The organism is Neptunicella plasticusilytica, from assembly GCF_047922965.1.
Taxonomy (GTDB): Bacteria; Pseudomonadota; Gammaproteobacteria; order Enterobacterales; family Alteromonadaceae; genus Neptunicella; species Neptunicella plasticusilytica.
The window spans coordinates 1,556,042-1,571,188 of record NZ_CP150481.1; the positions used below are offsets into that span (position 1 = coordinate 1,556,042).

Annotated in this window: 12 protein-coding genes, 1 tRNA gene and 1 other RNA gene; 10 read left to right on the forward strand and 4 right to left on the reverse strand. The window is 42.5% G+C overall.

Annotation, left to right across the window (positions count from 1 at the left end; translation table 11 throughout):
• The first annotated feature begins 88 nt into the window (after positions 1–88).
• The 4 genes from V1467_RS06745 (at position 89) to V1467_RS06760 (ending at position 4,191) form a co-directional block, all read left to right on the forward strand.
• Positions 89–178: transfer RNA gene (locus V1467_RS06745), tRNA-Ser, on the forward strand.
• 421 nt (positions 179–599) lie between these two features.
• A complete protein-coding gene (locus V1467_RS06750) occupies positions 600–1,904 on the forward strand; it encodes an outer membrane protein transport protein (RefSeq protein WP_416308660.1) in 1,305 nt (434 codons plus the stop codon).
• Between the two features lie 377 nt (positions 1,905–2,281).
• On the forward strand, positions 2,282–3,748 hold the full coding sequence (locus V1467_RS06755) for a RimK family protein (RefSeq protein ID WP_416308032.1): 1,467 nt from the start codon (positions 2,282–2,284) through the stop codon (positions 3,746–3,748).
• A 2-nt stretch (positions 3,749–3,750) separates the two neighbouring features.
• Positions 3,751–4,191, forward strand: a complete 441-nt coding sequence (locus V1467_RS06760; RefSeq protein ID WP_416308033.1) for a GNAT family N-acetyltransferase — start codon at positions 3,751–3,753, stop codon at positions 4,189–4,191.
• A gap of 26 nt (positions 4,192–4,217) precedes the next feature.
• On the opposite strand, the gene V1467_RS06765 is transcribed toward V1467_RS06760, so the two are convergent.
• Entirely contained in the window at positions 4,218–5,012 is a 795-nt protein-coding gene (locus V1467_RS06765) for an RMD1 family protein (protein WP_416308034.1), read from the reverse strand.
• A 145-nt stretch (positions 5,013–5,157) separates the two neighbouring features.
• On the opposite strand from V1467_RS06765, the gene V1467_RS06770 reads away from it, so the two are divergent.
• On the forward strand, positions 5,158–6,282 hold the full coding sequence (locus V1467_RS06770; protein WP_416308035.1) for a GNAT family N-acetyltransferase/peptidase C39 family protein: 1,125 nt from the start codon (positions 5,158–5,160) through the stop codon (positions 6,280–6,282).
• Between the two features lie 364 nt (positions 6,283–6,646).
• Here V1467_RS06770 and V1467_RS06775 read toward each other — a convergent pair whose 3' ends face one another.
• Positions 6,647–7,201, reverse strand: coding sequence for a DUF1415 domain-containing protein (locus V1467_RS06775; protein WP_416308036.1), 555 nt, complete (start codon positions 7,199–7,201; stop codon positions 6,647–6,649).
• 10 nt (positions 7,202–7,211) lie between these two features.
• Complete coding sequence (locus tag V1467_RS06780; RefSeq protein WP_416308037.1) at positions 7,212–7,676, reverse strand: Lrp/AsnC family transcriptional regulator; 465 nt, start codon at positions 7,674–7,676, stop codon at positions 7,212–7,214.
• Positions 7,677–7,888: 212 nt separating this feature from the next.
• Between V1467_RS06780 and V1467_RS06785 the strand changes: the two genes are divergently transcribed.
• Together V1467_RS06785 and ffs are read left to right on the forward strand one after the other, a co-directional pair.
• Positions 7,889–8,944 (forward strand): Leu/Phe/Val dehydrogenase, encoded by a 1,056-nt coding sequence (locus V1467_RS06785; protein WP_416308038.1) that lies wholly within the window; start codon positions 7,889–7,891, stop codon positions 8,942–8,944.
• 84 nt (positions 8,945–9,028) lie between these two features.
• Positions 9,029–9,125: signal recognition particle sRNA small type (gene ffs / locus V1467_RS06790), an RNA gene on the forward strand.
• Between the two features lie 8 nt (positions 9,126–9,133).
• Here the strand turns inward: ffs and V1467_RS06795 are convergent.
• Entirely contained in the window at positions 9,134–9,406 is a 273-nt protein-coding gene (locus tag V1467_RS06795) for a late competence development ComFB family protein (protein WP_416308039.1), read from the reverse strand.
• Between the two features lie 126 nt (positions 9,407–9,532).
• On the opposite strand from V1467_RS06795, the gene V1467_RS06800 reads away from it, so the two are divergent.
• The 3 genes from V1467_RS06800 (at position 9,533) to V1467_RS06810 (ending at position 15,147) form a co-directional block, all read left to right on the forward strand.
• Positions 9,533–10,618 carry a tryptophan 2,3-dioxygenase family protein gene (locus tag V1467_RS06800; RefSeq protein WP_416308040.1) on the forward strand — a complete coding sequence of 362 codons (1,086 nt, stop codon included), beginning with the start codon at positions 9,533–9,535 and terminating at the stop codon, positions 10,616–10,618.
• Positions 10,619–10,836: 218 nt separating this feature from the next.
• A complete protein-coding gene (locus tag V1467_RS06805) occupies positions 10,837–13,869 on the forward strand; it encodes a TonB-dependent receptor (protein ID WP_416308041.1) in 3,033 nt (1,010 codons plus the stop codon).
• 504 nt (positions 13,870–14,373) lie between these two features.
• Positions 14,374–15,147, forward strand: a complete 774-nt coding sequence (locus V1467_RS06810; RefSeq protein WP_416308042.1) for a DUF3450 domain-containing protein — start codon at positions 14,374–14,376, stop codon at positions 15,145–15,147.

Genomic DNA, 15,147 nt, shown 5'->3' on the forward strand with positions numbered 1-15,147 from the left:
AAGGACAGGATGTCCGGCGTAGCGCGCACGATAAGGGCGCCAGCACATAATCGATACAACAAATAGATGTGCTGATATTATAGAATTTGGTGAGGTGGCTGAGTGGCTGAAGGCGCACGCCTGGAAAGTGTGTTTAGGTTAACCCCTAACGAGAGTTCGAATCTCTCCCTCACCGCCATTTTAAGATAACCCGTTGATATTAAAAGAATGTCAACGGGTTTTTTATTGATTTGCCGGTGACCGAATCATTACTGATAGTATTGCTCACCCCTATATATTGCCTATAGTTTAATAATACCAATCCGTACTAATAAATGATCGCCCAGATAGAATTAAAAAGGCTTAATCAAGGTGCATGAATGACGGAATAGTAGTGCTCTTTCGAGTTCGAGCAACGCAGAGTAAGCCCTGTTTAAAAACTCGCTATGCAGGAATGGACATTCCTGCATAGCGACGCCTTGTTCAAGAAGCGTTGGATGCATCCTGAATGGTCACTCATTAGTACGGATTGGTATAACAATACTGGTAAGTTTTGTTAGTTCTTTCAGGCTTCGGCCGTTTAATTAAAATTTTTCATTTAGTAGTAGAAAGAGAACATTATCATGCTTAAAAAGACATTTCTGGCAGTCAGTTTGGCTACTTTATCTTTGGATACCTTCGCCGCTGCATTTCAACTCGCCGAACACAGTGCGTCTGGTTTGGGGCGTGCTTTTGCCGGTGAAGCTGCAATCGCAGAGAATGCGTCCGTTATCGCGCGTAACCCGGCGTTAATGGCACAGTTCACCAGCAAGCAGTTATCACTGTCAGCCACCTATGTTAAACCAGACGTGAGTCTGGAAGGTGTTAGTGCACCGGTATATTCCAACACCAGTGCCATGGATGACGACAGCATTGCAGACAGTGCTTTTGTTCCCGCGGCTTATTTTATTTCCCCCATAAATGATAAATTGGTTTTTGGTTTGGGAGTGTTTTCCAACTTCGGGTTGTCTACCGAATTTGCGTCCGATTATGCGGCAGGCCAGTTAGCGGGCAAAAGTGATATAACGACTATTAATCTAAACGCTGCCTTATCTTATAAACTGAATGAGCAATTCACTATAGGTGGCGGCATCAGTTATATTTATGCCGAAGCACAAATCATCCGCCACTTCGGTGATATCAGCAATGTCCTTGCGATGAATGGTGTAAACATACCGGCTGAGACTGAATCGGTTAATCTGGAAGGGGATGACAACGCCTTCGGCTGGAATATAGGTGTAGCTTATGATTTAGCGCCTGGTCATAGACTAGGCTTGCACTATCGAGCGGCTAGCGATATTAATTTCAAGGGACATATCAGTAATGACTTACCCTACATTCCAGGCTTGCTTGATAGTGGCTTAAATGGCCAAGATTATGCGGGCAGTCTGGAGTTGGAATTGCCTGCAACGCTCGAGTTTTCAGGCAGTCATCAGTTTAGCGACGAAACTGGGTTACATTACAGTATTTTATGGACTGACTGGAGCAGCTTCGAGTCATTGCAAGCGTATTCTTCTGAGCTTGAAGATCGTTTTGACGATGGACAAGTGTTTGCCAAAGAAGAAGGTTTTGAAGATGCAATGCGTTATGCGATTGGTACCGATTACCAGCTGAACCAAAATGTGAAATTACGAGCTGGAATCGCCTATGATAAAACAGCGTCGAAACAACATTTATCTATCTCTATTCCAGATACAAATCGATTGTGGTTGACTACCGGAGTTAACTATAAACTGGCAGACGATTCTTCGATTGATGTCGCTGTAGCGTATTTAAAAGGCGATAAACAAACCTTTAGCGAAACAGATAATTCGGGCGGGGTTTGGGAATTTGAATCCGAAGGTAATGCCTGGTTGTTTTCAGCCCAATATAACATGGCATTTTAACGTTTATTATCACTGCCAAATGTCATTTGGCCGAAGAAAAGCCGTTTACCCGGGTAAACGGCTTTTGTGTATTTCCTGCCTTACCGAAAAATCTATTTTAACCTCAGACTGATATTCGGCTGCCTTTCCGTCATACAAACTATTCGCTACCCTTAATTGTTTAACATGTGTGTGAGATTTTATCTATTGCCTGTTTGGCAAATAGGTGATATTCAGCACAATATAAAGGCAGGTAAGGTATTAATGAATCTACTTTTTATAAGACAATTCTCTACAAGCTCGGTGATAGTTGACTTTGCCGGTAAACCTGACCTAACGATGTGCCTATTGCCGCTGACGCAGTGCTCAGTATTATGTCTCCATAAACGAGTTTAGAGATGAATAAAACGATTATTGTTGCAGACAATACAAACCTCTTGCTGGATGATAGCGAACTAACCGTTATCAGTTTTGAAAGCTATTTGGCTGATTATCCGAAGCTTAACGAGCCTAAAACCCGCGTTATTAATTTATGTGATACAGAACACTATCTAAGTTGTGGTTATTATTGCTCATTGCTAGCTGAAGCAAGACGTCACAAAGTCTTGCCTAATGTCGGTACCATCAACGACTTGCGGGATATGTCTAACGACAGTCTTTCCGGCATACTGGTGACTATACCTACTGAACAAATCGCCAATGTTGTTGATGGTAAAACGATTGAAATTATGGTGTTTTTTGGCTGGACGGCTCAGGATGACTGGAAAAAAATTGCCCGACAGGCGTTTGAGAAATACCCGTCACCTATATTGAAATTGCTGATTTTAAAAGATCATAACGGTATGCGTATTCAGGTGCGACGTTCAGCGTTAAACCAGCTCGATACGGAACAACAACAGCAGTTTCAGCAGCGTTTGTTAGCTTTTACGCGAAATGTGTGGCGACATGGAGGCTCACAGCGTCGTCAGCGCTGGGATTTGGCGATTCTGGTTAATCCTGATGAACCTCATCCGCCGAGCGATAAAGAGGCCATCAAACAGTTTATCAAGGCGGCCGCTAAAGAAGGCATCCACGCAGAAACAGTGAGTGCCGTTCGATTTAGTCAGATTGCACAATATGATGCCTTATTTATCCGCGAAACGACGGCAATCGATCACCACACCTACAGGTTGGCGCGCAAGGCTGAACAGGAAGGTCTGGTGGTCATTGATGATTACACTTCAATATTGCGTTGTTGCAACAAGGTTTTCTTGCATGATGCGTTTAGCTATAACAAGGTACCTTCACTGAAAACCAAAGTGATTATAGGCAGTAGCGACAAAGAGTTGGATTATATCGAACAGGAATTCAGCTATCCGATTGTACTTAAAATGCCTGAGGGCTCGTTTTCAAAAGGTGTGTTTAAAGTGGATGATCGCACCGAGCTTAAAAGTAAGCTGGACGAATTATTGCTCAGCACCGCTTTGGTGCTGGTTCAGGAGTTCCTGTATACCGATTTTGACTGGCGTATCGGCGTGCTAAACGGTCGGGCGATTTATGCCTGCCGCTATCATATGGCACGCAAGCATTGGCAGATTTATAATCATGGCGCAAAACGTTTCTCGGCAGGCGGATTTGAAACTTTACCGACTTTTGAGGTGCCCAAAGCTGTTTTGGATGCAGCTCTGAGTGCTTGTAGTATTATTGGTCGCGGGTTGTATGGGGTGGATATCAAACAAAAAGGCAATCAGGTTTACGTGATTGAAGTGAACGATAATCCCAGCATCGATAGTAAAGTAGAAGATGCGTATTTGGGCAATGAGCTATATAAAATTATTATGCAAGAATTTGCCCATCGACTTGAACAGCGTGGACGCGAAAAATAATCATGAGTATCCGCCTGGCAAGGCTGAATGATGCCCAGGAATTGGATGATATTGAGCAGCATAGCTTTTCCACTGACCAGATTCCTCTGCGGCAAATGCGTTACTTGCTTGATAAAGCAAAAGCGAAAACCTGGGTGCTGGAAAGAGACAACAAATTGGCGGGTTATTGCATGGTGTTGTTACCCCAGTTACCCAGACCGGCGAGACTGTATTCCATTGCTGTATTATCTGAGTATCGAGGTATGGGGGTCGCCAACCGGCTGATCGAAACAATGCTAGCTGATATTAAACTATGCGGTTATACCAGAGTACGACTGGAAGTGAGGGCTAGTCAGCATAAAGTGCAGGCGTTGTATCAAAAATTTGGTTTCAATCCTGTTGAGCAGATTAGCGGTTATTACGCTGACGGAGAAGATGCTTTTCGCATGGAAAGGCCGCTTTAGGCGGCGTAAATCATCAGGCTATGTTGTTACAACATAGCCTGAATTTCCTGGGCTCCAAACATCACAATCTCGATCGCAATTAAAATGATGATTATCCATTCCAGAAAAGCGGAATGTTGATGTTTTTGCTCATCAGCCAGCATACCGAATAGCTCGTGGATGGTAGACAGTTTTTTTGACAGTATTTCTACCCGTGGATGGATCTCCAGGTAACGCGCCGCGACATTGTAAATGGCTTCATACTCTGGATATTCCCAAAAAAAGTTGGGGGTATCCAGTAATTCATAGTGCAGGATAATATCGCTTTTGGTGCTGAATAGATTACCCCGTATTTTGGCTATTTCCTGACGACTGAGTTTGATTTTACCCGTCTCGGCTAAAGCATGGGGTAGATGTGCGTATGCTTGAATCGTCTGCTGAGCTTGAGATTCGTACTCGTTTAGCTTTAACGACTGAGCTAATGCATGGCTAATTGCCAGGCGACTTAGTACATCATCATCAGCGAGCACAATTTTATCCTGACTAATGCGCAATTCACTACCGCCGGTGACAAAACGGAAATGCTCCTGATTGTCGGAATGGAGCTGATGATTTTCCAGTTGTAAACGGTTAAGCAATGCCATTCTTTCGTCTTCGGTGACGGCCCAGAAAATGATGACTCCATAATCAAAAATCCAAGCTTCACCATCGGGTAGAGCAATGTGGGCTGCATCCCGATAACGTACACCCCGTTCATTATTTAACAACTCGAGTTGTTCGGAGCCGCTAACAAAAATATCGCCTAAATTGAAGGCGGAAACCCGGTCGTTAATAAACTTCATGGCGTGTTCCAAAACATAGGTGAGATTGCCTATACAATAATCCGCAGTTGCCTAACTGTCGATAGGACGTACAGATCAAACTAGAGTATTTTTTCTTTTGATACACAAGAGTATCCTTGTGCTACCCGTGAAGTGGTATTTAAATATGAGTGACGCAGCATTGAATAGAAAAATTGACATCAGGAATGCCCATCTTGACCATCTGGATATGCTGGTTAAGCTGGAAGAACAATGTTTCGTGACTGATCGATTGAGCCGCCGGAGCTTAAGGCGCTTTTTAAATAGCGAACAGGTGGTTTTTTTAGTTGCGTTGAAAGACGGGATTTGTATTGGTTATTTGCTGATTATCTTTCATCGAGGCACCAGTCTAGCACGACTTTATTCAATCGCTATAGATGAGCAATATAGAAGAAAAGGGATTGGTAAAGCGTTGATGTTGGAAGGTGAGTCTCGTGCCCAACTTAAAGGTGCGCTCTATATTCGCCTGGAAGTCAATCAAACCAATTTGAGTGCAATTGAATTTTATCACCAGTTTGATTACAAAGAGTTTGGCTTATTGCCCGACTACTATGATGATCATACAGATGCATGGCGTATGCAAAAGCGTATACGTCAATATCGGCAGGGGATCGTTAAAACGCCGCTGCCCTGGTGTCAGCAAAGCACGCCGTTCACATGCGGTCCTGCCGCATTGATGATGGCGATGGCGGGATTAAAAAAGAACTATCAGGCCAATTTGACGGAAGAGCTTCAGTTATGGCGAGAGGCAACGACCATCTTTATGACTTCGGGGCACGGAGGTTGCCATCCACTCGGTCTGGCTTTGTCGGCCGCACGTCGTGGGTTTTCGGCCGAAGTATGGATAAGTCAGTCGGGGGCGCTGTTTATTGACGGGGTGCGCAGTGAAGAAAAAAAATCGGTTATCCAGCATGTGCACGCCGATTTTTTATATCAAGCGACCAAAGAAAACATTGAAATATACTATCAAAACATCGAACAACAACGATTAGCCGATGCCTGTGACCAGGGCGCGGTGCCGATTGTACTGATTAGCACTTACCGTATGGATCGTAAAAAAGCCCCGCATTGGGTGGCAGTAACGGGCTATGATGAGCATTGCTTTTATGTGCATGATCCTGATCCGGACGAGAAACACCAAGACTTGGTCGACTGCCAGTATTTGCCTATTGCCAGAGCCGACTTTGAGAAAATGTCATCTTTTGGCAGTAGCCGTTTGCGTACAGCCGTGATTTTATCCTCGATTGAATAAAATTTAGCAGGCAAATGATGTTGTTATCAGCGAGTTCAATAGTGGTGATTTGAGTAAAAATCGTTCGATTCAATGCAAAAAATGTAAGCGGTACCATTTGTATGATGTGTAAACTAAAAAACATAAATAAAGAAGCGGTTTTAATCAATATTATGAGTTGCATTTGAAGTTATTTCAGGTATTTTTCAGAAACCGGTTACATGTTTTTAACAAAAATGTAACGGGTAATGATAGCTCATGCATGTATTGAGTTTTATCTTCCTTAGTCTTTGTGTTTTGGTGTTTTAGTGCGACCTTTGGTCGCACTTTTTTTATGTAACGATGCGGCAAAATTTGACAATACTTTGATAAATCAACACTTGTGTTACATCTTTGATGTGTTTGAAAGATAAGGAAATAGTTTTTTTATCTGAGTAGCAGAAAGTGCTGTCATTCGAGCAATATTATTACGTGGAATGTTGTCCGGATCAGGGTAATGTCTCAACACATCTTCAATTTCCTCCTCCCGCAAAATATGCAAAATAGGGTAGGGGGAGCGATTGGTCAGATTCTCCTTGTCTTCTAGATCGGTTCCGGCAAACTGATATCCCGGGTGAAAGCTGGCAATCTGAAATATTCCCTGCCAGCCTTGTTGTACAAGTAGATCATCGGCTAACTGGAGAAATTGATTATACTGCTCAAAATCACATAGCCCTTTATCCAATACCAATAAACTGGTGGATATGGTTGGTGTATCTGACAAATGGAGAATTTCCTGATCGAGACTGGTTAATATTTCCTCTTCAGTCTGTGCATCACTGACGATAATCCTGATTCTATCTTGTCGACGAGGCTTGGCGGCAAAAGGACATAAATTTAATCCGATCACGATAGTGTCGAGCCATTCTTCAATGCTACGTATAACTTGTTTTTCATTCATTCAGAATTCCCTAACCTTTTATTGGCAATTCTGTGGTGTATTTAACTTGTTTCAGGGCAAAGGTTGAACTCAGATGATCGACATTGGGTAAATGGGTGAGTTTGCTTTTTAGCAGATGTTCGTATTCTTCAATACTTTCCACCATTACTTTTAGCAGATAGTCCCGATCGCCACTGGTGGTATGGCATTCTACTACTTCGTCAATATCCTGTACTGCCATTTCAAAATTGTTTAATGCACCTTCGTCATGATTTTTAAGTGAGACGTAAATAAATACACTGACACCGAGATTCAATTTTTTATTATTGAGTAACGTGACTTTCCGCAATATTATTCCTTCACTTTCCAGTCTTTTTACTCGGCGCCAGCAAGGAGTGTGGGAAAGTCCCACATGCACGCTGAGCTCAGCCATGGAGATGGTGGCGTTCTGTTGCAAGGTGCGTAGAATTTGTTTATCAAACTTGTCTAGTTTCATATAGGCAGGGTCGTAATTTAGGTGTGCCAAGGATGCGTAAAAAACGTATCTTAATCAATCTAAAAATTTAGGATGCTACTCCTAATATAGGGGATAAATTGGCAAAATTAGTTTCCGCTTAGATAATGCTGTCCGCTAATAATGCAAAATGTGTCCTCGCTAATATGAGCTAATATAAGGCTCAATCTCATTACCCTACAATAAGGCATTCAATGTCACTGTTTGAACACAAAGCGTATAACCAGCACGAGCACGTTGCATTTTTTCAACATAAATCATCCGGATTAAAAGCCATTATTGCTATCCATAATACTAATCTTGGCCCGTCGTTGGGTGGATGTCGTATGTGGCCCTATTCCAGTAGTGAAGAAGCACTAACCGACGTACTGAGGCTGTCCAAAGGAATGTCCTACAAGGCGGCAATGGCAAACCTAAAATTGGGCGGCGGAAAATCAGTTATCATCGGCGATCCTCGTAAGGGGAAAACAGACGACATGATGCTGGCAATGGGGGATTTTGTGCAAAGTCTGGGGGGCAAATATATTTGTGCCGAAGATTCGGGCATATCCGTTGATAACCTTAAAGTGATGGCGCGGCGTACTGATTATGCGAGTGGTACTGAAGCCAAGTTCCGTTACGATGGTGGGCCAGCTGACGGTAATCCCGCTCCATCGACAGCCTATGGTGTATTCGTGGGTTTGAAGGCTGCTGTTAGGTACAAACTGAATAGTGATCTTCGTGGTATTACAGTCGCTATTCAGGGATTGGGACATGTAGGTTATCGTTTGGCGGAACATTTGCATCATGAAGGGGCCAAACTCATTGTCACGGATATTTTTCCGGATAATCTGGATAAGGCAGTAGAGCAATTTGGTGCAAAAGTGGTTAAACCTGGAGAAATTCACGCCGTACAGGCGGATGTTTTTGCTCCTTGCGCATTAGGGGCGGCTATCAATGACGATAGCATTGACAATATCAAAGCCGGAGTGATTGCTGGCGCGGCTAATAACCAGTTGGCGGAAGACCACCACGGTGATCGTTTGAAAGATAAAGGCATTTTGTATGCTCCTGACTACGTTATTAACGCTGGTGGCGTGATTGATATTTACCATCAGCGAATGGAAAGCAGCGCGGACAATTTGCGCCAGCACATTGAGGGTATCGGCGATACATTGACTGATATTTTTGTTCGATCAGCGGAAGAGAACAAGGCAACCAGTTCAGTGGCAAATAAAATGGCTGAAGAACGATTTTTGAGCGGTTGTTAGCAAGAGCAAAGGAACCGGCTTGCATAATTGGGCGGCATTGTAGATAATGCGCGCCGCCTTAACCGGCAGTTTCAATGGTGACCCTTTTGGTCCTCTCGCAATGATACTTTGTGAACTCGGTCAGGCCCGGAAGGGAGCAGCCGCAGCAAAGGACTCATGTGCCGTGATGTGGCTGGAGGGGTTGCCACCTCAATCCTCGTTATCCTTTTTCTGATCCAGAAATTTTTGTGCTTTCTCTATTGCGTGAACGACATTCATTTCCATTTGTTGACGTTCATTTTGGGGTAAATAAAAGGCCATATCGACCTCGAAGCGAATATAGCGTGGAGGCACCTGATTCAACGACAAACAGCACAGATCCGCCAGATAATCGGGACTTTTTGTTTTATCCAATTTTAGCGTCTGAATACGTTCCAGAATAAGGTGTTCATAATAGTTGTGGATATCGTCGTCTAAAGTCATTGTTATAAAATCTCGTAACGGATTGAATATTCAAGAGTAATGTCAGTATAGATGTTTTATTGCCAGTGCCAATGTTAAATTTGGTATTGAGATTCATCCGACCAGAGTTAACTTGAAGGTAGTAAAATGAAAAAAAATCAAACGTCAGTTTATTACGGAGAATACTTGCAACTGGATAAACTGTTGTCGGCTCAACAAACCGAAAGTGCCAAATATGGCATTGCCGCCCACGATGAGACACTTTTTATCATAGTCCATCAGGTATACGAGTTGTGGTTTAAACAAATTCTGCACGAACTTTCTACCGTTATTGATACGTTTTCACACAACCAGATCCAGGATCGTGATCTGACTGTCGTTGTGCACAGACTCAAACGCGTTGTTGCCATTCAAAGATTGCTAAACGATCAAATCGGTATTATTGAAACCATGACGCCACAGGATTTTTTATCATTCAGGGACTACCTAGTGCCTGCGTCCGGTTTTCAAAGCATTCAGTTTAAAATACTGGAAATATCCTTAGGTTTAAAAACGCAGTACAGAATCGATTTTGACAAGCAATCATTTTTTAAACGATTAAATCGATCTGATAGAGACTTTCTACAGCAACTGGAGACTAAGGCTAGTCTGTTCGAACTTGTTGAAAAGTGGTTAGAAAGGATGCCATTTTTATCTTTCGGTGATTTTGAATTCTGGAAATATTATCAAGCTGCCACAGACAAAATGTTGCAAAGCGATCGCGATATCATAGATACCAATCCCACTTTGACAGAAAAAGAAAAACAGCTGGAGTTGGCAGAGTTGGCCAACACACGAGCTAGTTTCAACGCATTATTCGACGATAAAATTTATGACAAGCTAAGAGAGGCGGATCAGGTGCGACTCTCCAGGCAAGCTATGTTATCCGCGCTGTTTATTCAACAGTATTCTGAAGAACCGATTTTTAATCTGGCCCACCAATTTATTACCTGTTTAACAGAAATAGACGAAAACCTGACCATATGGCGTTACCGCCATGCCATGATGGTTCAGCGTATGCTTGGCAGCAAGATAGGAACAGGTGGTTCAAGCGGACATGAGTATTTGAAGCGCACAACCGAGTCCAATCGCATATTTAAAGACTTCTTTAATATGTCAACATTCTTACTCCCAAAAGATGCACTACCTGAGCTACCACAGGAGGTAATAGCTAGATTGGGATTTTATCCTTGATTTCTATAATTTTGTAAAGAAATGATTACAAAAATCTGGTTATTAATTATTCGAAAAATGGAACTTAGTAGATTGTTACTGTGAGGGTGGTTGACCCTTCAATTTATCTCGTTATATCATCGAAGAGAGGCTTATCACCTTGCTTTAAATAAAAAAGCCGCGTTAAGCGGCACAAACACAGTCACTGAAATAAAATTAGTGATCCAGGGAGAAAATACATGTTTACATTCAAGAAAAGCGTAACAGCTATAGCTGTTGCTGCTTCGTTGGGCATGGCTATGCCTGTTCTTGCAGCTAACTCAACATCTAACATTGTTGGTACTATTGCTGCTCAAGACTATACCAAGTACACAGTTGTTGCTTCTGAACCTGCAACAGGGTACAGCCGTGAAATTTCTGTGAACAGCGATGGAAGTTACCGCTTCTCGCAGTTACCCACAGGTACTTATGACATCAAAGTTATGAAGGACGGTGCGGTAGTTGGACAAGATAAAGTAAGAGTTAAGCTGGGCTCTAACAGTACCAGTGATTTTGACTTTTTATCGGCTTCAACGGAAGTAATTGAAGTTACAGGCGCCAGAGTTTCAGCAATTGACGTTTCTACGACCGATTCAGGTTTAGTTATTGGTGAAATCGAATTAGATCGTATGCCAGTTGCACGTGATATTACGTCAGTAGCGTTGCTTGCCCCAGGTACCATCAAAGGTGACTCTGGTTTCGGTAATGTAGCTTCTTTCGGTGGCTCATCCGTGGCAGAGAACTCGTGCTACATCAATGGCTTGGAAGTTACCGACACTCGTCAAGGTTTAGGTTGTGGTTCAGTACCTTTTGAATTCTACAAAGAATTCCAAGTTAAAACTGGTGGTATGTCTGCTCAGTTTGGCCGTACAACCGGTGGTGTTGTAAACGCTGTAACTAAGAGTGGTACTAACGAATGGGAATTTTCTGCGACTGCAACATGGAGTCCTGATAGTCTTCGAGAAGAAGGCCGGATTTCTCGTGGCGATGGTGGTACAGGTAAAGTATTCCGTGATACTACTCGTGATGAATATGATAAAAAGGACTTCAGTATTTCAGCGGCAGGCCCAATCATCGAAGATACTTTGTTCATTTATGCATTAGTAAATCCTCGTCAGGTCAAAGATAATTTTGCATATGCAAATGGTACTCGCCGTATTACTGATGTAGATGAATTCCGTGAGAGAGATTCTTCAGGCGGAGATAACTTATTTTGGGCGGGTAAACTGGACTGGCAAATCAGTGATAACCATCGTTTAAGCTATTTCGCATACTCTAACCGTAGTGACACCACAGAAGAAATCTATGACTATGATGCTAATACAGGTGAAATCAGTGTAGGTGAATCAGGTGAACCAGAAATTAACCTGAGAAAACGTGGCGGTGAAGCGCAAAGCTTAAGCTATACCGGTTATTTAACCGATGATTTAACATTAACTGCGATGGCTGGTCGTATTGAGACCCAGTATACAACGGAAAAACCAGGCGCAGATCCAAATTGTCCTTCTGTAAATGATACTCGTGATGTTCCTAACCCTTATGAAGGCTGTGGTCAGGGCGGTTCTGTTGGTGAAGATTATGACGAGAATACTCAATACCGGCTGGATTTAGAGTATGTGTTAGGTGATCACACTATTACTGCAGGTTTGGATATTCAAAAACGTGAGTCAACCAATATCACCGAACCTGTTGGCGGGCATAGTTGGACTTACACGACATTACAAAATACTGGAACCATTCAAGGGATACCATTTACCAACAATACTGGCGCGCCTCTTGATTATGTAAGTGACCGTATCTTTGTTGGTGGTGGTGGTTTCAGCTCAGACTTGAACGCTTACTATATTGAAGATAACTGGCAGATTACGGATAACTTGTTGTTATCTATAGGTTTGCGTAAAGACAAGTTCGAAGGTGCTGGTATTACTGGTAAAACTTTATATGATTTTGATACTGATGTAGCTCCTCGTTTAGGGTTTAGCTGGGATGTTAATGGTGACGGCAATACTAAAGTTTTTGGTACCTTTGGTACTTATTATCTGCCAGTCGCTAACAACACTATCTATCGCGCAGCATCTGGTGTAAGTGATGTAACTACCCATTATACTTTCACCGGAGCTGATGCATCTGGCCAGCCCACAGGTATTGCTCCAATTACAGGTGACTTAGCTAGCTCTCAGTCAGTTACTTCTGTATCGACTATCCCGCAAAAAGATATATTTGTGGCGCAAGAAGCCGATCCATTTGCTAAAGATGAGTATATCTTAGGTTGGGAGCAAGCCGTTAATGACGAATTCTCATATTCTGTGCGCGGTATTTATCGTGAAGTAACTAGCGCTTTGGATGACTACTGTGGTGAATTTGCATACCCATATTGCTTGCTAGTTTCGCCTGGTGACTCAGCGACTTCATATAAAGATGGCTTCTATTATTATGGTTATGGCGATCCAAGAAACTATCGTGATTTCGACTTGTATGACGGTGAACCTGATCCTGGTTCGTTAACTACCATACCTGCAGAAGATATCGGTCTGCCAGAAGGTGTAAACGAGTATACAGCGATTCAAACCAAGTTTGATTATCGTACAGATAATTTCCGCATGAGTTTCCAATACACTTGGTCTCGTAGTGTAGGTAACTTCGAAGGGGCAGTTAAGTCTGATATCGTACAGGCTGATGCTGGCGTAACTCAGGACTTCGATTTCCCTGCATTGATGGACGGTGCATATGGTTATCAAGCAAACGATCGTCGTCATGCCTTTAAAATGTTTGGTAGTTATGACATAAATGATGACTGGACCTTTGGTTTTAATGCTTATTTGATGAGCGGACGGCCTTTGTCTACATTCGGCCGTGGGTATCCAGATGATAACCCGGATATCTATGGTAGTTATGGTGATACGTTCTATATCTACACCGGACAATGTCCAGATACCAATGGTGATGGAGAATGTCAGCAGTCTGAAAAGATCTACAATTTCACACCTAAAGGTTCTGCAGGACGTACTCCGTGGTTATTTAACGTGGATGCTTCTTTAACCTATAACTTTAGTGTTTCAGGTGTAGATATGAAGGCTTCCTTGAATGTATTCAATGTATTGAATAACCAAGAAATTACTAACACCAACGAACACTATGAAATTAGTGAAGGTACAGTTAGTCAATGGTACGGTGCTGCTTATGACTGGCAATCCCCACGCTCAGTTCGTTTAGGATTTGAAGCAAGATTTTAATCTACGATTGTTGATTGAGATTAAGAACCACCTCAGGGTGGTTTGATAAAACTAAGTTAACCCCACTTTTTTGTGGGGTTTTTTGTGCGTGCTCGATTTGACGTTTTGAAGCGGCCAAGAATGATGCTGAGGACTCTTTAAATGACTAGTGTTCTACAGCGATTAAAATCCCGAAGAATTTATTCTTCGGGATTTTTTATTTTTTGGCGATGAATCATCCAAGTTTAACATGGCGAGAATAGCCATTTTTTCGGGCTAAATATTAATAAAGCACATTAATTTTCATAAAGGGCATGGTCTAAAACATTCAACAGATAACTTATGTCATTAGTCCATACCAGCTTGACAATTTACATCTATCCATGTGAATATTCGGCGGTCGTATGTGTTATCAATTGATGATAACGCTACACTCCAATAACAATTCGTTTTCATAAGCCCCTTATCGCTTAGGCGTTGTTGCCGTAAGATAAGGTTTCAAAACAAAATAATTGGTTGGGAACTATGTCCAAAGTAAGCAAAAGAAATATGATTGCTGCTTCTGTAATCGGTGCCTTCGCACTAGGAAGTAGCCAGATTGTTTCTGCAGATACATTAAATGACCTTCACAAAGAAGAAGGGAAAATTCATGCGGCTGCAGCACAATCTCAAAAGAAAATTGACAGTATCTATGAGCAAACTCAAGAACTGCTGGTTGAATATCGTTCAGTTGTTGATGAAACCGAGAACCTGAAAGTTTACAACGATCACGTTGCCAGACTGGTTGCTGATCAACAGGCTGGAATCAGCTCTCTGCAGAAGCAAATCGACAGCATTGAAGAAACCAAGCAAGGTGTGGTTCCTTTGATGTATCGTATGATTGATGCGCTTGAAAAGTTTGTTGAACTGGATGTTCCTATCAACTACGAAGTCCGTAAGGAGCGTATCGCTCATTTGCGTGAGACAATGGGCCGTTCAAACGTATCTGTTTCTGAGCAATTCCGCCAAGTGCTGGAAGCCTATCAGATTGAAAATGAATACGGTTCTAAAATTACCAGTAATCAAGGCAAACTTGATTTTGAGGGTAAAGAAATTTCCGTTGATTTCTTCAACTTGGGTCGTACTGCCTTAGTGGCATTGTCACTTGATCAAAAATCTGCTTGGGTTTGGAACAATGATACCCGTGGATGGGATGAGTTAGGTGATGAATACCTGAGTTCAGTCGTTACCGCCGTTAAAATGGCGAAGAAACTGGTTCCATTTGACCTGATTAAATTACCTATCAAAGCAGCGGAGTGA

Bases quoted from the DNA above. Each gene is read 5' to 3' on its own strand.
- V1467_RS06755 (WP_416308032.1), top strand. From the start codon at position 2,282: ATGAATAAAACGATTATTGTTGCAGACAATACAAACCTCTTGCTGGAT.
- V1467_RS06760 (WP_416308033.1), top strand. From the start codon at position 3,751: ATGAGTATCCGCCTGGCAAGGCTGAATGATGCCCAGGAATTGGATGAT.
- V1467_RS06765 (WP_416308034.1), bottom strand. From the start codon at position 5,012: ATGAAGTTTATTAACGACCGGGTTTCCGCCTTCAATTTAGGCGATATT.
- V1467_RS06770 (WP_416308035.1), top strand. From the start codon at position 5,158: ATGAGTGACGCAGCATTGAATAGAAAAATTGACATCAGGAATGCCCAT.
- V1467_RS06775 (WP_416308036.1), bottom strand. From the start codon at position 7,201: ATGAATGAAAAACAAGTTATACGTAGCATTGAAGAATGGCTCGACACT.
- V1467_RS06780 (WP_416308037.1), bottom strand. From the start codon at position 7,676: ATGAAACTAGACAAGTTTGATAAACAAATTCTACGCACCTTGCAACAG.
- V1467_RS06785 (WP_416308038.1), top strand. From the start codon at position 7,889: ATGTCACTGTTTGAACACAAAGCGTATAACCAGCACGAGCACGTTGCA.
- V1467_RS06795 (WP_416308039.1), bottom strand. From the start codon at position 9,406: ATGACTTTAGACGACGATATCCACAACTATTATGAACACCTTATTCTG.
- V1467_RS06800 (WP_416308040.1), top strand. From the start codon at position 9,533: ATGAAAAAAAATCAAACGTCAGTTTATTACGGAGAATACTTGCAACTG.
- V1467_RS06805 (WP_416308041.1), top strand. From the start codon at position 10,837: ATGTTTACATTCAAGAAAAGCGTAACAGCTATAGCTGTTGCTGCTTCG.
- V1467_RS06810 (WP_416308042.1), top strand. From the start codon at position 14,374: ATGTCCAAAGTAAGCAAAAGAAATATGATTGCTGCTTCTGTAATCGGT.